23 protein-coding genes, 3 tRNA genes and 1 pseudogene are annotated in these 21,283 nt (G+C 72.3%); 21 read left to right on the plus strand and 6 right to left on the minus strand.

Annotation, left to right across the window (positions count from 1 at the left end):
• The 7 genes and pseudogenes from AOM00_RS15635 to AOM00_RS10315 form a co-directional block, all read left to right on the plus strand.
• Positions 1-2,297, plus strand: a pseudogene (locus AOM00_RS15635) (hypothetical protein); the annotation flags it as partial.
• Between the two features lie 63 nt (positions 2,298-2,360).
• Positions 2,361-2,801, plus strand: coding sequence for a roadblock/LC7 domain-containing protein (locus AOM00_RS10290; RefSeq protein WP_062304121.1), 441 nt, complete (start codon positions 2,361-2,363; stop codon positions 2,799-2,801).
• Position 2,802: 1 nt separating this feature from the next.
• Positions 2,803-3,201 (plus strand): DUF742 domain-containing protein, encoded by a 399-nt coding sequence (locus AOM00_RS10295; RefSeq protein WP_062517704.1) that lies wholly within the window; start codon positions 2,803-2,805, stop codon positions 3,199-3,201.
• Entirely contained in the window at positions 3,182-3,784 is a 603-nt protein-coding gene (locus AOM00_RS10300; protein WP_062517705.1) for a GTP-binding protein, read from the plus strand. Before AOM00_RS10295 ends, AOM00_RS10300 begins: the two co-directional genes overlap by 20 nt.
• A 79-nt stretch (positions 3,785-3,863) precedes the next feature.
• Entirely contained in the window at positions 3,864-4,292 is a 429-nt protein-coding gene (locus AOM00_RS10305) for a hypothetical protein (protein ID WP_062517706.1), read from the plus strand.
• Between the two features lie 27 nt (positions 4,293-4,319).
• A tRNA-Ser gene (locus AOM00_RS10310) sits at positions 4,320-4,410 on the plus strand.
• 64 nt (positions 4,411-4,474) lie between these two features.
• Positions 4,475-4,566: transfer RNA gene (locus tag AOM00_RS10315), tRNA-Ser, on the plus strand.
• A gap of 252 nt (positions 4,567-4,818) precedes the next feature.
• On the opposite strand, the gene AOM00_RS10320 is transcribed toward AOM00_RS10315, so the two are convergent.
• The gene (locus AOM00_RS10320) at positions 4,819-5,772 is read right to left on the minus strand and encodes an NAD-dependent epimerase/dehydratase family protein (RefSeq protein WP_062517707.1); all 954 of its coding nucleotides are present in this window, start codon (positions 5,770-5,772) and stop codon (positions 4,819-4,821) included.
• Between the two features lie 282 nt (positions 5,773-6,054).
• Here AOM00_RS10320 and AOM00_RS10325 point away from each other — a divergent pair.
• From AOM00_RS10325 to AOM00_RS10335, 3 genes are all read left to right on the plus strand, one after another.
• Positions 6,055-6,130 (plus strand) — tRNA-Arg (locus AOM00_RS10325).
• A gap of 65 nt (positions 6,131-6,195) precedes the next feature.
• The gene (locus AOM00_RS10330) at positions 6,196-6,774 is read left to right on the plus strand and encodes a DnaJ family domain-containing protein (RefSeq protein ID WP_062517708.1); all 579 of its coding nucleotides are present in this window, start codon (positions 6,196-6,198) and stop codon (positions 6,772-6,774) included.
• A gap of 114 nt (positions 6,775-6,888) precedes the next feature.
• Entirely contained in the window at positions 6,889-7,278 is a 390-nt protein-coding gene (locus AOM00_RS10335; RefSeq protein ID WP_062517709.1) for an SHOCT domain-containing protein, read from the plus strand.
• Positions 7,279-7,318: 40 nt separating this feature from the next.
• Here AOM00_RS10335 and AOM00_RS15460 read toward each other — a convergent pair whose 3' ends face one another.
• The 3 genes from AOM00_RS15460 to AOM00_RS10350 are packed head-to-tail and all read right to left on the minus strand — an operon-like array spanning position 7,319 to position 10,175.
• Entirely contained in the window at positions 7,319-8,362 is a 1,044-nt protein-coding gene (locus tag AOM00_RS15460) for a DUF8320 family protein (RefSeq protein ID WP_062517710.1), read from the minus strand.
• Entirely contained in the window at positions 8,359-9,528 is a 1,170-nt protein-coding gene (locus AOM00_RS10345) for a sensor histidine kinase (protein ID WP_062517711.1), read from the minus strand. The genes AOM00_RS15460 and AOM00_RS10345 overlap by 4 nt, the downstream gene beginning before the upstream one ends.
• A complete protein-coding gene (locus AOM00_RS10350; RefSeq protein ID WP_228373471.1) occupies positions 9,525-10,175 on the minus strand; it encodes a response regulator transcription factor in 651 nt (216 codons plus the stop codon). The genes AOM00_RS10345 and AOM00_RS10350 overlap by 4 nt, the downstream gene beginning before the upstream one ends.
• Before the next feature lie 168 nt (positions 10,176-10,343).
• Between AOM00_RS10350 and AOM00_RS10355 the strand changes: the two genes are divergently transcribed.
• Positions 10,344-10,886: a variant leucine-rich repeat-containing protein gene (locus AOM00_RS10355; protein ID WP_156159122.1), complete on the plus strand. Its 543-nt coding sequence runs from the start codon at positions 10,344-10,346 to the stop codon at positions 10,884-10,886.
• A 9-nt stretch (positions 10,887-10,895) separates the two neighbouring features.
• On the opposite strand, the gene AOM00_RS10360 is transcribed toward AOM00_RS10355, so the two are convergent.
• Both AOM00_RS10360 and AOM00_RS10365 read right to left on the minus strand, forming a co-directional pair.
• A complete protein-coding gene (locus AOM00_RS10360; protein WP_062517714.1) occupies positions 10,896-11,501 on the minus strand; it encodes a septum formation family protein in 606 nt (201 codons plus the stop codon).
• A complete protein-coding gene (locus AOM00_RS10365; RefSeq protein ID WP_062517794.1) occupies positions 11,501-12,289 on the minus strand; it encodes an exodeoxyribonuclease III in 789 nt (262 codons plus the stop codon). Before AOM00_RS10365 ends, AOM00_RS10360 begins: the two co-directional genes overlap by 1 nt.
• 44 nt (positions 12,290-12,333) lie before the next feature.
• On the opposite strand from AOM00_RS10365, the gene AOM00_RS10370 reads away from it, so the two are divergent.
• The 10 genes from AOM00_RS10370 (at position 12,334) to fbaA (ending at position 21,196) form a co-directional block, all read left to right on the plus strand.
• Positions 12,334-13,098: an SDR family NAD(P)-dependent oxidoreductase gene (locus AOM00_RS10370; RefSeq protein ID WP_062517715.1), complete on the plus strand. Its 765-nt coding sequence runs from the start codon at positions 12,334-12,336 to the stop codon at positions 13,096-13,098.
• Between the two features lie 45 nt (positions 13,099-13,143).
• The gene (gene pyrE, locus AOM00_RS10375; RefSeq protein ID WP_062304164.1) at positions 13,144-13,707 is read left to right on the plus strand and encodes an orotate phosphoribosyltransferase; all 564 of its coding nucleotides are present in this window, start codon (positions 13,144-13,146) and stop codon (positions 13,705-13,707) included.
• Positions 13,708-13,746: 39 nt separating this feature from the next.
• Positions 13,747-14,667: a hypothetical protein gene (locus AOM00_RS10380; protein ID WP_062517716.1), complete on the plus strand. Its 921-nt coding sequence runs from the start codon at positions 13,747-13,749 to the stop codon at positions 14,665-14,667.
• A gap of 28 nt (positions 14,668-14,695) precedes the next feature.
• Positions 14,696-15,256: a LemA family protein gene (locus AOM00_RS10385; RefSeq protein WP_062517717.1), complete on the plus strand. Its 561-nt coding sequence runs from the start codon at positions 14,696-14,698 to the stop codon at positions 15,254-15,256.
• The gene (locus AOM00_RS10390) at positions 15,256-15,999 is read left to right on the plus strand and encodes a DUF3137 domain-containing protein (protein WP_062517718.1); all 744 of its coding nucleotides are present in this window, start codon (positions 15,256-15,258) and stop codon (positions 15,997-15,999) included. Before AOM00_RS10385 ends, AOM00_RS10390 begins: the two co-directional genes overlap by 1 nt.
• Positions 16,000-16,055: 56 nt before the next feature.
• Entirely contained in the window at positions 16,056-17,249 is a 1,194-nt protein-coding gene (gene purT / locus AOM00_RS10395; protein WP_062517719.1) for a formate-dependent phosphoribosylglycinamide formyltransferase, read from the plus strand.
• A 39-nt stretch (positions 17,250-17,288) separates the two neighbouring features.
• Positions 17,289-18,185, plus strand: a complete 897-nt coding sequence (locus tag AOM00_RS10400; RefSeq protein ID WP_062517720.1) for an ABC transporter ATP-binding protein — start codon at positions 17,289-17,291, stop codon at positions 18,183-18,185.
• Positions 18,182-19,381 carry an ABC transporter permease gene (locus AOM00_RS10405; protein WP_062517721.1) on the plus strand — a complete coding sequence of 400 codons (1,200 nt, stop codon included), beginning with the start codon at positions 18,182-18,184 and terminating at the stop codon, positions 19,379-19,381. Before AOM00_RS10400 ends, AOM00_RS10405 begins: the two co-directional genes overlap by 4 nt.
• On the plus strand, positions 19,378-20,031 hold the full coding sequence (locus AOM00_RS10410) for a TrmH family RNA methyltransferase (protein ID WP_062517722.1): 654 nt from the start codon (positions 19,378-19,380) through the stop codon (positions 20,029-20,031). Before AOM00_RS10405 ends, AOM00_RS10410 begins: the two co-directional genes overlap by 4 nt.
• Positions 20,032-20,176: 145 nt before the next feature.
• Entirely contained in the window at positions 20,177-21,196 is a 1,020-nt protein-coding gene (fbaA, locus tag AOM00_RS10415) for a class II fructose-bisphosphate aldolase (RefSeq protein ID WP_062304186.1), read from the plus strand.
• Positions 21,197-21,283 lie beyond the last annotated feature (87 nt).

Here is a 21,283-nt window from a genome sequence, read left to right on the forward strand (position 1 = left end):
CCGCGGCGCCCTACGCGCCGGCCTCCATGGTGGCCGGCGCGAGCCTCGCGGGCCGCTCCGGCGAGCCGGAGTACGACGAGGACTCGATCCCGATGCCCACCGGCATCGACGCGCTCATCGCCGCCGACGCGGCGGCCGCGCCTACCGCGGAGCCGGTCGACGGTGCCGAGCTGACCTCGGGCGTCTCGGAGGCGGGTCTGCCGACGCGCCGCCGTCGCGCCGAGGGCTCGGCCGCCGATGCGAACGAGGAGGCGGAGAAGGTCATCGGTCTTCCCGTCCGCGCGACCGCAGCACAGCTGAGCGCGCTCGACGCGGAGACCGCGGCGTTCACGCCGACCGTGTCGCCCGCCGAGATCGACCCCCAGACCGCGGAGGAGCGTGCCTCGGTGTTCCGCGGCTTCCGCTCGCGTCGCGAGACCGCGAAGCCCGAGCCGCGTACCGACCTTCCCGAGGCCGTCCCGCCGGTCATGGCCGATGCGCTCGGCGAGCCGACGGCGCCCGAGGCGCCTGCCCTGCCGACCCGTAGCGTCGGCGGTGCGTTCGCGGCGTTCGACGCGATGCGTCGCGCCTCTGCCGCCGTCGACCGTGGCGAGGGCACCGAGCTCGAGCCGCGCGTGGACGAGCCCGCCGCGGAGGTTCCCGCGTTCGAGCCCGAGCCGGAGCCCGTCGTCGAGCCCGAGCCCGCCGCGCCTGCGCTGCCCTCGTTCTCCGTCCCCAAGCTCGCGACCACCGAGATCCCGCTGGTCTCGCGCCGCGAGCCGGTTCGCGAGGAGCCCGTGCAGCCGGAGGAGGCGCCCGCCTCGCCGTTCGCGCGCTCCCCGTACGGTGCGCCTTTCGCCGCGCCTGCGGCCCCGTCCGCCGAGGTCGCTTCGGTGGTCCCGGTCGCGCCGGTCGAGGACACGGCGCCGGTCGCGCCGGCCGAGCCGGAGGTCTTCACGATCCCGAGCCTCGAGCCCGACGCCGACGCACACGCCGAGCCCGCTGTGCAGGAGCCCGCGCTCGAGCAGCCGGTCGCCCTCGAGCCCGAGCCGGAGCCGGAGCAGGCCGCGGCCCCGTGGTCCGCGGTGCTCGCTCCCGAGCCGCAGAACCCGAGCGCCACCGAGCCGACGCCGTGGCAGCCCACCTCCCCGTGGGCGGCAGCGGAGCCCGCGTTCCCGACGCCGGAGCCCGAGCACCTCGCCCCGGCCGCGCAGGAGGCGCAGCCCGTGGCGGCACCCGAGCCCGAGCCGGCGGCCGCGCCCTGGATGGACGGTGCCGCGTTCGCGGCTGCCGCCGCCGCGCGCGAGCTCCCCGTCGAGCCCGAGCCCGCGCCCACGCCCGCTTCGTCGGTGCCGTCCCCGGGCGTGACCGAGGCGCTCCTCGACGACCCGTACTCGTACGGCGGCACGCACGAGCCGAGCATGGACGACATCATCGCGCAGGCCTCGGGCGAGGAGGCCGGCCGCGCCGGGTTCTTCGGCCGCCTGTTCGGTCGTGGCGGCCGTGACGAGGACACCGCGGCTCCGGCCGCCTCGTCGCCCCAGGCACGCGCCCCGTTCGCGCCGATCGACGCCCCGGCGCCGGTCCCGGCGGTGCCGACCTCGGGCTTCGAGCCCGCGGCGGAGCCCGCTGCCCAGCCGTGGGCGCCTGCTCCGGTCGCGGAGACCTGGCCGACCGCGCCCGCACCTGCCGAGGAGCCGGCCCAGGCCCCCAACCCCTGGGCCGTGGCGGCTCCCGCCCCTGTCGAGGAGCCGGCGGCGCCCGCGACCCCGGCACCGGCCCCGGCTGCATCGTTCGCTCCCGAGCCGGAGGACCAGGGTCACCACGCACCCGCGCCCTTCTCCTCGTTCGCTCCCGAGGCGCCGGTGTTCGAGCCCCGTACCGGGCCCGCGACGTTCTCGCCGGACGACCTCGCCCAGCCCAGCGGTTGGGCCACGGCAGGCGCCTCGGCGCTGGCCGCGGCGACGGATGAGCCGGGCGGCTACCAGCCCGTGCTCGACACGGAGCACTCGTCCGGCCGGGTCTTCTCGGACGACGACGCGGACATGACGCGCATGGCGTTCTCCGAGCTCAGCTCGCTGTCGGAGCTGCGTCCCAAGGTCGAGAAGACCAAGGCGGGGCTCCAGAAGCGTCGCGCCCCGGAGGCCGCTCCCGTCGAGGTCAAGCCGATCGCGGAGGAGGTCACGCTCGCACCCAAGGAGCGCGACGCCGATGCCGTCCGCAGCCGTTTCAGCAGCTTCTACTCCGGCACCCAGCGGGCCAGGACGGACGCCGCCGAGCTCGACCTGCGGTCTACGCCGCAGCCGGCGAACGAGTAGCCCGATGACCCACCACGACCACCCCGAGGCCACCCGGCCGCGCATCACACACAAGGAGCACATGTGACCGCCCTCAGCAGCGAGGCCACCAATTTCGGGTGGCTTCTGGACAACTTCGTCGAGTCGGTGCCCGGCACGCGCCACACCCTCGTGGTGAGCGCCGACGGCCTCCTCATGGCGATGTCGAAGAACCTCGACCGCACGGAGGGCGACACCCTCGCCGCGATCGTGGCCGGCATGTCGAGCCTCACGCGCGGCGCCGCCCGCCAGCTCGCCGCCGGCGAGGTCCGCCAGTCGATCGTCGAGATGGACGAGCTGTTCCTCTTCCTGATGAGCGTCTCCAACGGCTCGGTGCTCGCGGTCGCTGCCGACTCGAGCTGCGACGTGGGCCTCGTGGGCTACGAGATGACGCTGCTGGTGTCGCGCTTCGAGAACGCGCTCACGCCGCAGCTCATCACCGAGATGCGCCAGAACCTCCCGACGAACGGTCAGACGAGGGCCTGATATGTCTGATGCCACCACGCCGTACGGCGACGAGGAGGAGGCGTACACGGTCCGGCCGTACGCCGTCACCGGTGGACGGGTCAGCGCCGCGAGCAAGGACCTCCCCATGGAGGCCCTGGTCGAGGCGACGACCGACGTCGACTCCCTCTCGGGCGTGACGCCCGAGAAGAAGAAGATCCTGCAGCTCGCTACAGGTCAGTACCAGTCCGTGGCTGAGCTCTCGGCTCACACCCGCCTTCCGCTGGGTGTGGTCCGGGTGCTCGTGACGGATCTTGCCGAAGTCAACTATCTGAAGATCCACGCAGGCGGCACGGCCGACGACGCGTCCACGCATGACGAGTCCGGCGCCCTGTCCCTCAGTCTCCTGGAGAGTGTCCTCGATGGCATCGCAGCCCTCTAACGCAGCAGTCGCAGGTGGGGCCGCGGTCGCCGCTCCCACCGTCGTCAAGATCGTGGTCGCGGGCGGCTTCGCCGTCGGCAAGACCACGTTCATCGGCTCGATCTCCGACATCGACCCGCTCAACACCGAGGCCGCCATGACGGAGCACTCGGTAGGCGTCGACGATGCGGGCGGCGTGACCGACCGCAAGACCACCACCACCGTCGCCATGGACTTCGGCCGCATCGCGCTGCCGGGCTCGCTGTGGCTCTACCTGTTCGGCACGCCTGGCCAGGACCGCTTCCTCTTCATGTGGGACGACCTTGTCCGCGGTGCGATCGGCGCCGTGGTGCTGGTCGACACCGAGCGTCTCGACCAGTGCTTCCCCGCGGTCGACTACTTCGAGGGCCGGGGCATCCCGTTCGTCGTGTGCGTCAACTGCTTCGACGGCGTCGCCCGTCACACCCTCGAGGACGTGCGCGAGGCGCTCGGCATCTCCGAGGACACCCCGATCATGTACACGGACGCCCGTGAGAAGGCGGCCACCAAGCAGGCGCTGATCTCCGTGGTCCAGCTCGCGATGCGTCGCATCCAGGACCGCTGAGCATCACGCCGGCATCAGCTGAGGCAGGGAGCGCCCCCGCGTTGCGGGGGCGCTCCCATGTCCGGGCTACCCTTCTACCGTGATCTACGTCGACGGCTCCGCGCTCTGCCGGTTCCTGCCGGGCGTGCGCTACTTCGACGAGTTCAACGACTTCGCGGTGCCGCGGATCCAGGAGCTCGCGACCACGCAGCTGGGGTTCACCGAGCTGCGCCAGGCCGCCGAGCTCTATCCCCGCGAGCAGAAGGCCAAGGCCTTCGACGTGGTCGAGATGGTGCGGGGCTCGATCCCGGTGATCCGGTTCTCGGAGCACAACGTCTCGGTGTCGACGCACGCGGTCGCGGTCCTCAAGCCGTTCGCGGCGCTCCACCTGGGTGCGGCGGTCGCGCACCCCGAGATCCACGCGATCCTCACCTACGACGCCGAGCTCGCACGCGCGTCCGAGCTGTACGAGCTCCAGGTGCTGAGCCCGGGCCTCGCTCCGGGCTGGCACAATGTCACCGGCGCGTGAGCGTCCGAGGCGCACCGGTGGCGCCGAGGAGAGTTGACCGAGCGGCCGAAGGTGACAGTCTTGAAAACTGTTGAGGCGTAACCCGTCTCCATGGGTTCGAATCCCATACTCTCCGCCACGGCATCGTCCCGCTCGGGGCGTTTTGCCGCATCGCGCGTGCGCCCGCTATCCTGGGCACCCTTGGAGACGTCGCATAGTCAGGTCTAGTGCGCGGTCCTGCTAAGACCGTGAGGGGCTTAAACCCCCTCCGTGGGTTCAAATCCCACCGTCTCCGCTCTCGAGAGGCCCCGCTCCGGCGGGGCCTCTCGTCTTCCCGGCGGGTCCGACGCCCCACCGCTCCACCCCACCCGAAGTGGTGGGTGGTTGTCGGTTCTCGGATCTCCACGCGCCGCAGTGGTACGTCAATGCCGCCGCGCGATCGTGGGCGACCATGGCCTACCACTGCCGTGGCGGGATCTCGTGGAGCCGCCAAGGCCTACCACTTGCGGGAGGGCGTCGGGCCTGCCCGGCGCACGGCGGCGCGGTGTCAGACCGCGGGCACAGCCTCCCGGTGCCATGCGGCCGTCGCTGCGAGGCCCTCGTCGAGGCTGGTCGACGCCGTCCACCCGAGCACCGCCTCCGCCTTGGCGACGTCGAGGCGCTTCTGGCGCACGGGGCCCGTGCGTACCCCGCGGAACTGGGGCTCGCGCGCCGTGCCGTCGTAGGCGAGGCTGAGCCGCTCGGCCACGTCCCTGACGGACGTCAGCGTCCCGGTCCCGAAGTTGAAGGCGATCTCGGCGCCGCCGGCGGCCAGGTGCTCGGCGGCGCTCATGTAGGCGCGCGCCATGTCCCCCACGTAGAGGAAGTCGAGCCGCGTGCTCCCGTCGTCGCGGTCGCCGAAGTCGTACTCGATCCCGCCCGCGAGCTGCGCGAGCGCACGAGGGACGAGCCGGGACTCGTGCCGGTCCCCGGGGCCGTAGGTGTTCATGAAGCGGCAGGCGGTGACCGGGATCCGGAACGCCTTGCCGTATCCGCGCACGATCATCTCCGCGGCGGCCTTCGAGGGGCCGTACAGGTTCGCCGCCGGACCCGGGTCCTGGGTCTCGGGGATGGGCTCGGGGGTGAAGTTGTCGCCGTAGTAGGCGCCGCTCGACGCGAACACGAACAGGGGCGCGGCGTCGGCCAGCCGGCATGCCTCGAGCAGCGTGGTGGTGCCCCGGACGTTGGAGTCGACCACGCCTTCGGGGTCGCGCAGGCTGTTCGCGACGATCGGGTCCGCCGCGAGGTGCAGCACCACGTCGAAGGACGAGTCGGAGAACAGGCTCCGGACCAGTGGGCCGTCGCGCAGGTCTCCGTGGACGAAGGTGATCGCATCCTCGACGCCCATGTCCTCGAGCGGTTTGCCCGGGATGTCCTCGCGATCGATCACGGTGACGCGCGCGCCTCGGTCCACGAGCTCGCGCACCAGGTGGCTCCCGCCGAACCCTGCGCCGCCCGTCACCAGACAGGTCCGTCCTTGCCACATGTCGGCCATCTCAATCCCCCCTCGAGATCCCCCTCGACCGTGCCCGATGCTCCCGTGACCGCGCATCGGCGGCGTGGGGACGAACCGGACATGTCGATCATGCCGCCCGTGGTGCATGAATGTGAAGTCCCGGCCGAGAAATCGCGAGATCCGTGCGCGGCCCGCCCGGCCGCCCGGCCGGGCCGGCGCCGCTGCGTCGACGTGTACCGAACCCCTCCGGAAACCCTGTATAGTTGTGTCTCGGCCCGCGAGGGCCACGCGCCCGTAGCTCAACGGATAGAGCATCTGACTACGGATCAGAAGGTTGGGGGTTCGAATCCCTCCGGGCGCGCCAGACATCGAGGCCGGACCGTCAGGTCCGGCCTTCGTCGTCTCCGCGGCGCGTGCGAGCATGGTGCCATGCGTGGCGCCTCCGACCGGGATCCCGCCGCCGCGGCCTCGCGCTACCGCATCGGCCGCGACGCGGCGCAGGATGCGCGCGAGACGGACGATGCGCCCGAGGCGGACCTCGACGTGGCCGCGCTCTCCGCGCGGGAGGAGCGGCGTGTCCGCGCGCAGGAGCGCGAGGCGCGCCTGCGCCGCGACAGGGCGGCGACCCAGCACCTGTGGGTCGAGAGGCGCCTCGAGGAGGCGTTCGCCCGGGGCGACTTCGACGACCTCCCGCTGGCGGGCCGGCCCATCCCCGGGCTCGGCACCCACGACCCCGACTGGTGGGTCAAGGGGCTGGTCGAGCGCGAGCACCTCACCGACCTCGGCCCCGAGTCCGTGCGCCTGCGCGAGGAGGACGCGTCTCTCGATGCGCGGCTCGACGCGCTCACGACCGCGAACGAGGTGCGCGAGGCGGTCGAGGACTTCAACGCTCGGATCCTCGCGGCGCGCTGCAGGCCCGCGGCCGGTCCACCGCTCGTGACCCCCACCCGTGACGTCGCGGCCGAGGTCGAGAGGTGGCGTGCGCGCCGGCCCGGCCGCATCGGCTGACGGCGCCCCCCAAACGCGTGATTTGGTGCGATAACGGCGTGCCGGAGGCGCGGCGACACGCTAGCGTGAGTGGCGACGGCGTGCATGGGCACCCGCACGCAGAAAGGCAACGCGATGGACTTCTTCGCCAACTTCCTCAACATCCTGCTGTGGTCGCTGTGGTTCGCGATCTGGATCGGCTTCATCTTCCTGGTGATCCGATTCGTGTTCGACGTGTTCCGTGACAAGGAGCTCTCGGTCATCGGGAAGATCCTGTGGACCCTGCTCCTGGTGATGGTGCCGTGCATCGGCGCGCTCATCTACATCTTCGCGCGCGGCAAGGGCATGGCCGCCCGCGACGTGGCGGCCGCGGAGGCCGTCCGCGCCGCGCAGGTCGAGTACACCCAGGGCCTCATGACCGAGGCCGGCGCGGCCACCGAGATCGAGAAGGCCAAGGCGCTGCTCGACTCGGGCGCGATCACCGAGGAGGAGTTCGCGGCGCTCAAGGCGCGCGCCCTCGCCTGAGGCGCGACGAGTCCCCATCCGGCGGCCTGGCCCTCGAGGGTCAGGCCGCCGTCGTGCTCCCGTCCTCATCGAGGACGATGCGCTCGAGCTCGTCGCCCGTGACGGTGACGATGCTGATCGCCTCGTCGCGCTCGGCCGGCAGGAGGCGCACGGTGACGGTGCCCGACGCGGCGTCGAGCGCACGCGTCACGGCGGAGTCCGCGCGCGCCATCGCGGCGCCGGTGGCGAGCCCCGACCCGCGGTCGTCGAGGAGGTTGACCTCGACGCCTCGGGCGCGGGCGCGTGCTGCGGCGTCGAGCACCGCGGGAGTGGCGAGCGCCCTGCCGCGGACGCTGTCGCGCAGGCGTGCCTCGGCCTCGCGCACCTCGCCCCGCTCGGCATCCGTGAGCGGGCGCCCGTCGGCGATGCGCTCGAGCAGCGGCACGGATGTGGCCGCGACCTCGGCGGCGCGCTGGAGGCGCACCTGACGCTCGGCCTCGGCGGTCGCGGCCGCGGCGGCCGCATCGACCGACCGCTCGGTCAGCGAGTTGATGCGGTGCGCGGTGCGGCGCAGGTTGATGACGAACAGCGTCGCGACCACCAGCAGGCCCACCTGCGTGTCGATCATCATCAGCCCTGCGAGGGCGCCGCGCCCGGTGGTGGCGGTCCAGATGGAGGTGATGGCTCCCATGGCCGCCATCGCGCCCCACGCGAGCGCCGTGCGCCCGCGCAGCACCAGGAACCACAGGAGCCAGGTGTTCGAGCCGAGATGCCACGAGGCACGGCCCGTGGGCCCCTCCGTCGGAAGGCACCACGAGATGAGGAGCGTCGAGGCGATGACGGCGCCCACCACGAGCAGCGAGTCGCGCAGGGGGAAGGGGTCCGGGTGCGGGCGCGCCAGCAGCACCCCTGCGAGGCTCACGATGACCGCCGCGACGTAGGCGGGCCACGTCACGCTCAACGACTGGATGGTCGAGATGGTGAACACCACGTTGGTGACGATGAAGACGCCGAGGATCAGGCTCGCGCCTTCGGACCGCAGCGCGAGGAGCCGGCTGACGTCGACGGTGCGGGAGGCCTGCGGGGGCGCGGTGATGTGGCTCATGCGCGTCTCCAGACGAGCGTGACGGTGGTCCCCTGGCCGGGGATGGAGCTCACCTCGGCGTCGCCGCCGGTGACGGTGCGCATGCGCTCGAGGATGCTCACCCGGATGCCGAGCCGGCGCGGAGAGACACGGGAGGCCGCGAAGCCCGCACCGTGGTCGGCGATCACCACCGTCGCCGCGGCATCGTCCACATCGCACTCGACTCGGGGCTCGCACGTCGGGCCGCCGTGCCCGAGCGCGTTCTTGAGCGCCTCCGCCGTGGCCTCCGCGAAAGCGGCCACCACGCCCGCAGGCAAGGGGGCGTCGCCCTCGACCGAGTAGCGCACGGGCACCGCGGGATCGATCGCCGCGGCGGTGGAGCGCACCACCGCGATGAGCTCCTCGGGGTCGTAGTCGCGCGACTCGCTGCGACCGCTCACCAGCGACTCGACGCTCGCGAGCGCATGACGGGCCTGATCGGCGAGGGATTCCGGGGGCATGGGCCGCGACGCGGCCAGGAGCACCGACATGACGTCGTCGTGGACGATCGCGTTGATGCGCCGCTGCTCGGCCTCCCGCGTGTTGCGGCTCGCCTCGAGCGCGGCCTGCTCCCGCGCGTGCGCGGCAGCGGCGTCCTGACGGTCGCCCGCCGCGATGACGGCGATCGAGACGCCGCACACGATGAGGCAGTAGATGATCGCGCCGAGCCCGTCGAGCGTGGCGGTCAGCGCGGAGTCCTCGCGCACCTGGATCTGGGTCAGCGCGACGATGGGCCCCTGCGCGAGCGGGTACACCCACCCGACCACGCGGGGCCACGAGATGGCGGCCGCCGTCGCGTGCACCGCGGTGACGCCTTGGATCCAGGGCTTGCCCTCGTTCGCCAGGAACGGCTCGTGCATCATCCACGGCCACGCGAGCTCGACCGCCATGAACACCATGGAGGTGGTGCCGGCGATGATGAGCAGCGGCCGGATCGCGACCACGCGCGACAGGAGGATGTAGGTCACCGGTACCCCGATGCCCACGACGACCGTGAACCAGCCGAAGGGGCCGCGCAGCTGGTCGACCTGCGCCATCCACCCGCTGTCGCCCGTGGCGAGCAGCGCCCCGAAGATGAGCGCCCCGATGCCGAGCGCGAACAGGAGGGTGCGCTGGATGCGCTCGCGTGCCGGGTGGAGACCCGTCACTGGGGGCCTTCGAGCAGGCCGTCCTCGAGCGCACGCTTGTACAGGTCCACCCGCGACGCCGCGGGGCGTCCCGCATCGGCGTACTTGCGGCGGATGCGGCTGACGTAGTCCGCGACGGTCTCGCGGGAGACGCCGAGGTGCCGCGCCACGGAGAAGGCGGTGAGACCCGAGGCGTACAGGGAGAGGATCTCCCGCTCGCGCGCGCTCAGCTTGGCATCGGCGAGCGAGTCGTCCGAGTCGATCGCGGCGGCCCAGTCGGTGCCGAAGACCTCCTGGCCGTCCGCGGCCGTGCGGATCGCCTCGAGGAGCACGTCCGGCTCCGAGGACTTGCGGATCAGCCCGAGCGCGCCTGCGCGCGCCGCGGACTGGATGAGCTTGCGGTCCTCGCCTCCCGTGTAGATGAGGACATGAGAGCCCATCGCGTGGATCGCGTCGATGTTCGCCTCGGGGGTGGAGCCGTCCGCCAGCCGGAGGTCAAGGACCACCAGGTCGAGCGTCCGACCGAGCCCGGCGAGCGAGTCGACGCTCTCGACCAGCCCGGCGAGCTCGAGGTCCGGCGCACCCTCGACCAGGTCGCGGAAGCCGAGCGAGATCAGCGCGTGATCCTCGACAAGAGCGATCACGCGGCGCTCCTTCGCGGCGGTCATGAGCATTCCCCTTTCCTACCCCTGGAACTGTAGTCGAAACCCGTGGTGGAGCAGGGGTGACACGAGCATCGTTCCCTTGTGCCCCCACAAATGGGGGCTTGCTGGTCCTGACGGTGCGCGAGAACCTCGTACCGAGGTACACGCGGGAGGTGGAGAGGGGTTCGAGCAGTGAGCTGGTCGACCGAGTCTCTTGCGCTGGTCGTCACGGGGGGAATGCTCCTGCTCGTCGTCATCGCCTCTCTCCACTCCCGCGTGGCCCTGGCCTCCGGCTCGAGGATGATCTTCCTCGTCGGCGCCGTCTCCTTCATCGCCTTCGCGCTGCTGTGCGAGTACGTGGTCGACGTCCACGTGCCCCCGGTCGTGCTGGCGCTTCCGCTCCTGCCGATCGCGGTGACCGTGGCGATCGTCCGCCGGATCGTCAGGGAGGGCCGTACCCGACGTCCCACCGCGACGCCCGTCGCCTTGACCTACCGCACGGAGCCGGTGGCGGCACCCTTCGACGCGCACGGCGCGGGGTCGGAGCGGCTGCTCGCGACCAGCCCGTACGCGACGGCCGCGGAGCTGTCCGAGCTCGCCTACGCGCATCCGGAGCTCCGTCCCGCGATCGCGTCCAACCCGTCCGCTCCCGCGAGCCTGCTGCAGTGGCTCACGGAGCAGGGCGAGCCGGCCGTGCTCGCCGCGATCTCCGCTCGCGGCCGCCTGCTCGGCTGACGCGCGCCGTCAGGACCACGCGGCGGTGCCGCGCTCGAGCGATCCTGTGAGCGGCGACGCCGCCGACACGAGGCACAGGCCGGTGCGATCGCCCGCCGTCCACGATGCCTCGCTGGGGGTCCATGCGCGCCAGGCGAGCCCGTCGGCGAGGGAGGCGGGGACGATGCGCGCCACCTGCCGCGGGCAGAAGTCCAGCATCGCGGCCGCCACGGCATCGTCGCCCGGCCAGGCCTCCTCGGTGAACGTGCGCTCCGCCACCGCCTCCGCGAGGTGGGGAGTGCCGCATGCCACCGCGGTCACGGAGCCCGCGGGATCCGTGACCGCCGGCACCTCCTCGAGACAGATCCCGGCGACCACCGCGACGGCGGCCATGCGCCCGGTGTCCCCGCGTCGAGCGGGGTCCGTCGCCCGTGCGGACGCCTCGAGGACCAGGTCGGCGGCCACGCCCCCTGCGATCGCGACCACGGCGGCGAGCCCCACGATCCACGCGAGCCGCCCCCGCCGGCGCGGTCGCCGCCGGGCCGGTCGCGGGGCAGGGGCTTCCGCGGGCGCCTGGGCGCCCGCATCGTGCCCGCCCTCGCCCAGCGTGGGCGGCGGCACGAACCCGTCGGTCATCAGGCGTCGGCGAGGTCCACGACCACCGGCACGTGGTCGGAGGCGCCCTTGCCCTTGCGCTCGTCGCGCACGATGCTGACGGCCGTCGCGCGGGCGGCCAAGGGCTCCGAGGCGTACGCGAAGTCGATGCGCATGCCCTCGCCCTTGGGGAAGCGCAGCGCCTTGTAGTCCCAGAACGTGTAGGTGCGCTCCTCCGGGATGAAGCGTCGCGACAGCTCCTGGTAGCCGACGGACTCGAAGGCGTGGAAGGCCGCGCGGGCCTCCGGGGTGACGTGGGTGACGGCCTCGGAGTCCTCCTCGGACCAGATGTCCGTGGGGAGCGGCGCGACGTTGAAGTCGCCCACGAGCGCGGTGGGCTGGTCGGCCCACGTCGCCGCCGCGTCGCGCAGCCGCGCGAGGAAGTCGAGCTTGTACGTGTAGTGGGGGTCAGCGAGGCCGCGGCCGTTGGGCACGTAGAGGCTCCACACGCGGACGCCGCCGGCGGTCGCGCCGAGCGCGCGCGCCTCCACGACCGGGTCGCCGGTCTTGGCGAAGCCGGGCTGCTCCGGGAAGGACGTCTCGACATCCGTGAGGCCCACGCGCGACGCGATCGCGACGCCGTTCCACTGGTTGAGGCCGTGGATCGCGAGCTCGTAGCCGGCGGCCTCGAAGGCCTCCCGCGGGAACTGCTCGGGCTTGCACTTGATCTCCTGCATCGCCAGCACGTCGGTGCCGGACCGCTCGAGCCAGTCGACCACACGGTCGACGCGGGCGCGGATGGAGTTCACGTTCCAGGTGGCGAGTCGCATGGCGACCACGGTACCGGCGGACGATGCGCCGGTAGCCTCGACGCATGGCGATCGCATTGGTGACAGGGGCCTCGGCAGGGCTGGGCGAGGAGTTCGCGTGGCAGCTCGCGACGGCGGGGCACGATGTGGTGCTGGTCTCGCGCTCCCGGGATCGCCTGAGCGAGGTCGCGCATCTGCTCGAGGGCGCGACGGGACGCTCCGCGGAGGTGCTGCCCGCCGACCTCACCACGGAGAAGGGCCGCACCGCGGTGGCGGCGCGGCTGCAGGCCGAGGTACGTCCGGTGAGCCTGCTGGTGAACAACGCGGGCTTCGGCATCGGTGAGCGGTTCGGCGAGTCCTCGTGGCGTCATGAGAAGGCGCTGCTCGACATCCACGTCACCGCGCCGCTGCGGCTGGCTCACGCGGCGCTGCCCGGCATGATCGCGCGCGGTCACGGGGCCATCCTCAACGTCTCCTCGGTCGCGGCGCACCTGGCGAACACCACGTATGCCGCCCACAAGCGGTGGACCGTCGACTTCACGCAGGCGCTCGTGGGCCAGCTCGGGGGGACGGGCGTCACCGCGACGGCGGTGCTGCCGGGGCTGGTGCGCACGCGCTTCCACGACTCCGACGCCCTGAGCCACATGCGCCACGAGTTCCCCGACGCGGTGTGGCTCGACCCGGAGCGGGTGGTGGCGTCGGCGCTCGCGGCGGTGCGTCGCGGGCAGACCGTGGTGACGCCGTCCCCGGGCTACGCGGTCGCGGGTGCCGTGCTGCGCGCGGTGCCGCGCCGCCTCACGCGGGGGCGCCGCAGCATGCAGAAGGACTGACGGTCGCGCCCGGCGGGCGCATCGTGCGCCGTTAGGCTGGATGCCATGACCGGTACCCCTCGCGAGCAGCTGCGCGACCTCATCAAGGAGCTGGCCGTGGTCCACGGCCGCATCACCCTCGCCTCGGGCAAGGAGGCGGACTACTACGTCGACCTGCGCCGCATCACCCTGCACCACCGTGCCGCGCCGCTCGTGGGCCACGTCCTGCTCGACGCGCTCGAGGAGGCCGGCTTCGGCCCCGCGGACATCGACGCGGTGGGCGGCCTGACGCTCGGTGCGGACCCGGTGGCGACCTCGCTGCTGCACGCGGCGGCCTCGCGCGGGCTCGACCTCGACGCGTTCGTGGTGCGCAAGGAGAACAAGGCGCATGGCCTCCAGCGCCGCATCGAGGGGCCCGATGTGGCCGGTCGCAAGGTGGTCGCGGTCGAGGACACGTCGACCACGGGCGGCTCCGTGCTGACCGCGGTAGGTGCGCTCAAGGAGGCCGGCGCCGAGGTGGTCGCGGTCGCGGTGATCGTGGACCGCGACACGGGTGCACGCCAGGTCATCGAGGAGGAGGGCCTGCCCTACCTCTACCTGTACGGGCTGGACGACCTCGGGCTGTCGTGAGCCTTCCGCGCGCCTCGCGGCCTCGCTAGGGTGACCCGCATGCGGGGGATCATGGCCATGCGCGTCGGCGCGGGTGCGCTCGGCCTGCTGGGCGTGATCGCGTGGCACGGCGGGGGCACGCACCTCGACGTGGTCCTCGCGCTCGCGGGCGCGGTCGTGATCGCGGTGCTGGTGTGGGAGGGCGTGTCGCGGCTGCGCCACGGGAACGAGGCCGCCGAGTTCGCCGCATCCCACGGGTGGGAGCACCTCCCGCGGACCGCCGCCTACTCGACGCGCTTCAGCGGGGCGCCCTTCGACGCCACCGGCTCGTCCGTGCGGCAGGAGGACGTGCTGCGAGGCGTGTACGGCGGCCTCCGGTGCGCGACCTTCACGCACGTGGTCGAACGGCAGCACGACGGCGAGCGGTCCGCCGCGCAGCTCTACCAGGTGACCCTCGCGGAGCTGCCGGTGCTGCTGCCGCGGCTCGACATCGTCCCGGAGAGCCTCGCGCACACGGTCGCTCAGGCGCTGGGCGGCGTGGACGTCGAGGTCGAGTCCCATGAGTTCAACCGGCGCTGGCGCGTGGTCACGCGCGATCCTCGCTACGGGCACGACGTGATCGACCCACGGATGATCGAGCGCCTCCTGCAGCCGGACGCGCAGGGGCGGTCCATCCGCATCTCGGGTGGCGCGGTCCTCACCTGGACCGCGGGCCGCGAGGGGGTCGGCACGCTCGCGAAGCGTCTCGACGTGGTGGTGGGGGTCGCGAGGCGCATCCCCGCGCATGTGGTCCGCCGCTTCAGCGAGGGCGGCGGCTCGCTCGTGGACGATGCCCCGCCCGCCGGGCCGGCCTGGGCCACCACCCCCGGCGTGCTCAACTCGCGGCGCTACACGGGCATCGGCGCCGATGCCGACGGGGACGGCGTCGAGGACTGGCGCCAGCCCGGCGAGCGTCTGGGCAGCGACGACGAACCTCGCTAGAGTCGCGCAGAGACGTCAGGAGAGACATATGTGGGAATGGGTTGTCATCGCGCTGGTCGTGATCCTCGTGATCGTGGCGCTGTGGGCCATCACGGCGTACAACGGGCTGGTCCGGCTGCGGAACCTGGTGCAGGAGGCCTGGCGTCAGATCGACGTCGAGCTGCAGCGCCGCCATGACCTCATCCCCAACCTGGTCGAGACGGTCAAGGGCTACGCCAAGCACGAGCGCGAGACGCTCGAGGCCGTGATCCAGGCGCGCACCGTCGCGGCCGCTCCCGGCTCCTCCCCTGCGCAGCAGGCGGAGCAGGAGAACATGCTCACGCAGGCGCTCGGCCGCCTCTTCGCGCTCGCCGAGGCCTACCCCGACCTCAAGGCGAACCAGAACTTCCTCCAGCTCCAGCAGGAGCTGACCAACACCGAGGACCGCGTCGCCGCGGGCCGTCGCTTCTACAACGCGAACGTCCGCACGCTCAACACGCGGATCGAGACGTTCCCCACGGTGTTCATCGCGAACATGTTCGGCTTCACCCGCGAGGAGTACTTCGAGACGCACGAGGCCGCGCGCCAGGCGCCGAACGTGCAGTTCTGATGCTCGACCCGTTCGGCGCGGTCGGCGGGCTGGTCGGCGGGGCCTTCGCGATCTTCCCGCTGATCTTCGTCGGCGTCATCGTGCTCATGGTGGTCCTGGGCGTGCGCGGCTTCCTGGGCGCGCGCCGGCGGCGCGACGCGATCGCCGCGACCGTCGCGGCGAACCACCTGGGCCACCTTGCCGAGGATCCCGCCCGCGTGACGTACTTCTCGAGCCCGCCCTTCGGGACCGGGCGTCGGCGACGCGCGCGGGACATCGTGTGGGGGACCATGAGCGGGCGTCCGTTCGAGACCTTCGCGTACTCGTACGAGACGGAGAGCCGCGACTCGGAGGGTCGCACCAGCACCACCACGCACACGTTCCAGGTGACGTGGGTGCCGCTGCCTGCACCGCTCCCGACGGTCCGCTTCACCGGGGACAACGCGCTGCTGCGTGCGCTCGGGAAGCTGGGCGGTCGCGACCTCGACACCGAGTCGCACGAGTTCAACCAGCGCTGGAAGGTCTGGTCCGAGGACGAGCGCGTCGCGCACGCGATCCTCACCCCGACCGTGATCGACCGGCTGCTGCGCCGGGACATCGTGGGACGGGCCTTCGTGGTCGAGGGCGCGGCGCTGTACTCGTACGCGCAGTCCGCGAGCGATCTTGCGGAGCTCCCGCTCGTGGTGGGCGCGCTGTACGACCTCGTCGACGCGATCCCGGCCTTCCTGTTCGAGGGACCGCGCGAGGCGGATCCCGCCTCCTGACGGTCGGCGCCCGCGCAGCGTCGCTGCCCGGGACCCTGCACTGCGAGGATGGGCGCATGACGGTCTCGCTCGGCACGCCCCTCACCCCGCACGCGACGCGCGCGCTCCTGCTCGGCTCGGGAGAGCTCGGCAAGGAGGTCGCGCTCGAGCTCATGCGCCTGGGCGCGGAGGTGATCGCGGTGGACCGCTACCCCGACGCGCCCGCGATGCAGGTGGCGCATCGGTCCCATGTCATCGACATGCTCGACGGCGCGGCGCTGCGGGCGCTTCTCGAGCAGGAGCGCCCGCACCTGGTGATCCCCGAGATCGAGGCGATCGCGACTCACGTGCTCGCCGAGGTCGAGGAGGAGGGGCTCGCGACGGTCATCCCGACGGCGCGCGCGACCATGCTCACCATGGACCGTGAGGGCATCCGCCGGCTCGCAGCGGAGGAGCTGGGTCTGCCCACCTCGCCCTATCGCTTCGTGGACACGCGCGACGGGCTCGTGGCGGCCGTCGAGGAGCTGGGCCTGCCCGTGGTGGTGAAGCCGGTGATGTCCTCCTCCGGCAAGGGGCAGTCGGTCATCCGTGCCGCCTCCGACGTGGACGCCGCCTGGACCTACGCCGTCCAGGGTGGGCGTGCGGGCGGCACGCGGATCATCGTCGAGGGCTTCGTCGACTTCGACTACGAGATCACGCAGCTCACGGTCCGCCACGTGGGCGGCACGTCCTACATGGCGCCCGTGGGCCATACGCAGGTGGACGGCGACTACCGCGAGTCGTGGCAGCCGCAGCCGATGTCCGAGGCCGCCTGGGCCGAGTCGCGTCGCATCGCCGGCACGGTCACCGAGGCGCTGGGAGGCCGCGGCGTCTTCGGGGTCGAGCTGTTCGTGCGCGGCGACGAGGTGATCTTCTCCGAGGTCTCGCCCCGGCCGCATGACACGGGTTTGGTGACGCTCGCCTCGCAGGATCTCAGCGAGTTCGCGCTGCACGCGCGCGCCGTGCTCGGGCTGCCCGTGCCCGCGGTGCTGGAGCTCGGGCCGTCCGCCTCGTGCGCGGTGCTGGCCGAGGGCTCCGGCGTCCCCGTGTTCTCCGGTGTGGACGATGCGCTGGCGACGCCGGGCACCGACCTGCGCCTGTTCGGCAAGCCCCGCGTCGACGGGCGTCGCCGCGTCGCCGTCACCGTGGCACGCGGCGAGGACGTGGACGATGCCCGGGCCAAGGCGCGCGCGGCGGCCGCGGCGCTGCGGATCGAGCTGGCGCAGGGCTGATGCGCGGCTCCGGCGCGATCGCTTGGTAGCGTCGCTCGGGTGACCCAAGCGACGCTGCAGGTACAGGAGCTCACGCACGACTTCGGAGACAGGCGCGCCCTCGACGGCGTGTCCTTCGAGGTGCGTCCGGGGAGGCTGACGGGATTCGTGGGCGCCAACGGCGCCGGCAAGACCACCACCATGCGGGCGATCGTCGGGGTGCTCGCTCCCGATGCGGGCCGCGTGACCTTCCGCGGCGAGCCCATGAACCTCGATGTCCGTCGGCGCATCGGCTACATGCCGGAGGAGCGCGGCCTGTACCCCAAGATGAAGGTCGCGGAGCAGCTCGTCTACCTCGCGCGCATCCTCGGCGTGGAGCGGGCGACCGCGCAGGCCCGGGCGACCGAGCTTCTCGAGGCGCTCGGGCTCGCCGACCGCGCGGAGGACATGCTTCACACGCTGTCGCTCGGCAACCAGCAGAGGGTCCAGGTCGCCGCCGCGCTGATCCACGAACCGGACCTGCTCATCCTCGACGAGCCCTTCTCCGGGCTCGACCCGATCGCCATGGAGACCATGGCGGCGCACCTGCGCGCACGCGCCGAGGCCGGCGTGCCGGTGCTCTTCTCGAGCCACCAGCTCGACCTGGTCGAGCGGCTCTGCGACGACCTCGTGCTCATCCATGAGGGGCAGGTCGTGGCGGCGGGCGACGCACGCGCCCTGCGCGAGGAGCGCGCCGGCCGTCGCTACCGGGTCGCCGTCGAGGGCGTCGCCGGGTGGACGCCCGCGCTCGCGGGCATGACGGTGGTCGAGGCGGGGGAGAGGACGACGCTGGTGGACCTGGACGATGCCGCGGACCCGCAGGCGCTGCTCGCCGCGGCACAGGCCGAGGGCCCGGTGAGCCACTTCTCGCGCGCCTTGCCATCCCTCGCCGATCTCTTCGCGGAGGTGGTCCGATGAACGCCTCGCGCTCCGACCTGATCCGGCTGGTCGCCGGTCGCGAGATCGCGGTCAAGCTCCGTGACAAGGGCTTCCTCGCCTCGACGCTCGTGTTCATCGCCGTGATCGTCATCGCGGTCGTGGTGCCCGCCCTGATCGAGGGCGACACCCCCGAGTACACGGTGGCCGCCACCGCCGAGGCACGTCCCGTCGCCGAGGCCGCCGCGGCCCTCGGCGCCGACGGGGGCCCGAGCCTGCCGACGGCGGACATCACCGTCATCGACGCGGACGACCCGGCCGCCGCCGTCTCCGACCCGGAGGTCGACTCGGCGCTCTCGCTCGACGCGGACGGCTCCGTGGTCCTCACGGCCCGCGAGGGCGTCCCGGGCGGCCTCGAGGAGCTGGTCGCCGCCGCATCGTTCTCGCTGACCGCCCAGGACGTCGCCACCGAGGCGGGCCTGAGCGCGGACCAGGTCGCGGCCCTCACGTCTCCCGCGGCTCCGCGGGTGGAGCTGCTCGAGCCCCGCCCGGACCAGCCGGTGCCGCCCGAGCTCGTCATCGTGATCTTCGGCTTCATGTTCTACTTCACGGTCCTCACCTTCGGCGTCGCGATCGCGCAGTCGGTGGTCGAGGAGAAGTCGTCGCGCGTGGTCGAGATCCTGGTGGCGGCGCTCCCGATCCGCTGGCTGCTTGCCGGCAAGGTGCTGGGCAACACCGTGATGGCGCTGGGTCAGGTGCTGCTGATCGTGGGTGCCGGGCTCCTGGGCGCGAAGGCGATCGGGAAGGGGGAGATCGTCACGCAGGTGATCGGCGTGAGCGGGTGGTTCCTCGCGTTCTTCGTGCTCGGCTTCCTCATGCTCGCGTGCCTGTGGGCCGTGGCCGGCTCGCTCGCCTCCCGCGTCGAGGAGCTGCAGTCCACCACCTTGTACATGCAGATCGCGGTCATGGTGCCCTTCTTCGCCGCGATCCTCATCCAGGAGGAGGGCCCGCTGCGCGTCGCGCTGTCCTACTTCCCGCTCACCGCGCCGCTCCTCATGCCCGCCCGCATCGCGACGGGCGATGCGGCCGTATGGGAGCCCTGGGTGGCGATGGGCGTGGTCGCGCTCACCGCGCTCGCGCTCGTGCGCATCGGTGCGCGGCTCTACGCGGGCTCGGTGCTCAACACCTCGGCGCGCACCAAGCTCGGTGGCGCCTGGGCGGCCGGGGGGCGCGCGTGAGCGATGCCGACGACGGGCCGCGCTCGGACGAGGCGCCCCTCCACGGCGTAGGTCCGTGGGAAGGCCCGTGGCCCGACGACGCCCGCCTCGACCCCGAGCTCCTCGAGCACGGCGACCGTCGCAACGTGGTCGACCGCTACCGCTACTGGCGGCATGAGGCGATCGTCGCGGACCTCGACGCGCGCAGGCATCCGTTCCACGTGGCGATCGAGAACTGGCAGCACGACCTCAACATCGGATCCGTGGTGCGCACCGCGAACGCGTTCCTCGCGAGCGCGGTCCACATCGTCGGCAACCGTCGCTGGAACCGCCGCGGCGCGATGGTGACGGACCGCTACCAGCACCTCCGCCATCACCCCACGGTCGAGGACCTCGCGGCGTGGGCGACGGAGGCCGGGCTCCCGGTCATCGGCATCGACAACCTCCCCGGCTCGGTGCCGCTCGAGACCTACGCGCTCCCGCGCGAGTGCGTGCTCGTGTTCGGCCAGGAGTCCGTGGGGCTGTCCGACGCGGTGCGCGAGGTCGCGGTCGCGACCGTGGCGATCGCGCAGTACGGCTCGACGCGGTCCATCAACGCGGGAGCCGCCGCCGCGATCGCGATGCACGCGTGGGTCGGCCGGCACGGCGACATCGCGGCGGGGCACGGCTGATCGGGGGCCTCCCGCCCGGGCCCGTCGGCGCATCGTCCGTACCTGCGCGGACGGGCGGACCCAACCGGGACCTTCGCCACCACCGGTGTGGCGAAATCTGACAGAATGGCTGGCGGTTCCATCCGCACAAGCTCAGGAGTTACCCATGGCCATCGCCACCACCGAGTCCTACGCCGCGATGCTGGACGCCGCCAAGGCCGGCGGCTACGCGTTCCCGGCGATCAACATCACGTCGTCGTCGTCCGTCACCGCCGCCATCCAGGGCTTCGCGGAGGCCGAGTCCGACGGCATCATCCAGGTCTCCGTCGGTGGCGGTCAGTACGCCTCCGGCTCGACCATCAAGGACGCGGTCGTCGGCTCGCTCGCGCTCGCGGCCTACGCCCGCGTGGTCGCCGAGAAGTACGGCGTCACCATCGCGCTTCACACCGACCACTGCCACAAGGTCTACCTCGAGGAGTGGCTGAAGCCGCTGCTCAAGCTCGAGGCCGAGTCGATCGCCTCCGGCAACGGCCCGATCTTCAACTCGCACATGTGGGACGGCTCGTCCGTGCCGATGGAGGAGAACCTCGCGATCGCCGAGGAGCTCCTCGAGCTGTCGCAGGCCGCGGACACGATCCTCGAGATCGAGATCGGCGTCGTCGGCGGCGAGGAGGACGGCCACTCGGCCGAGGTCAACGACAAGCTCTACTCGACCCCCGAGGACGGCATCGCCACCATCGAGCGCCTCGGCCTCGGCGAGAAGGGCCGCTACATGACGGCCATGACCTTCGGCAACGTGCACGGCGCCTACAAGCCCGGTGCCGTGAAGCTGCGCCCGGAGATCCTCGGCGACATCCAGGCCGCCGCGGCCGCCAAGTTCGGCAAGGAGAAGCCGTTCGACCTCGTGTTCCACGGTGGTTCCGGCTCGACCGCCGAGGAGATCGCCACGGCCGTCTCGCACGGTGTCATCAAGATGAACATCGACACGGACACGCAGTACGCGTACACGCGTCCCGTGGTCGACCACATGATGAAGAACTACGACGGCGTCCTCAAGGTCGACGGCGAGTGGGGCAACAAGAAGGCCTACGACCCGCGCGCGTGGGGCAAGCTCGCCGAGGCCGGCATGGCCGCCCGCGTGGTCGAGGCCTGCCAGCAGCTCGGCTCCGCCGGCAAGAAGATCTGAACGAACCGTTCGTGAGGAAGGCCTCCGCGGTCGTGCGACCGCGGAGGCCTTCGCACGTCCGGGGGCGATGCGCGATCAAGCCCGCAT

Origin of the sequence: Demequina gelatinilytica, assembly GCF_000971115.1 — a bacterium.
GTDB lineage: Bacteria > Actinomycetota > Actinomycetes > Actinomycetales > Demequinaceae > Demequina > Demequina gelatinilytica.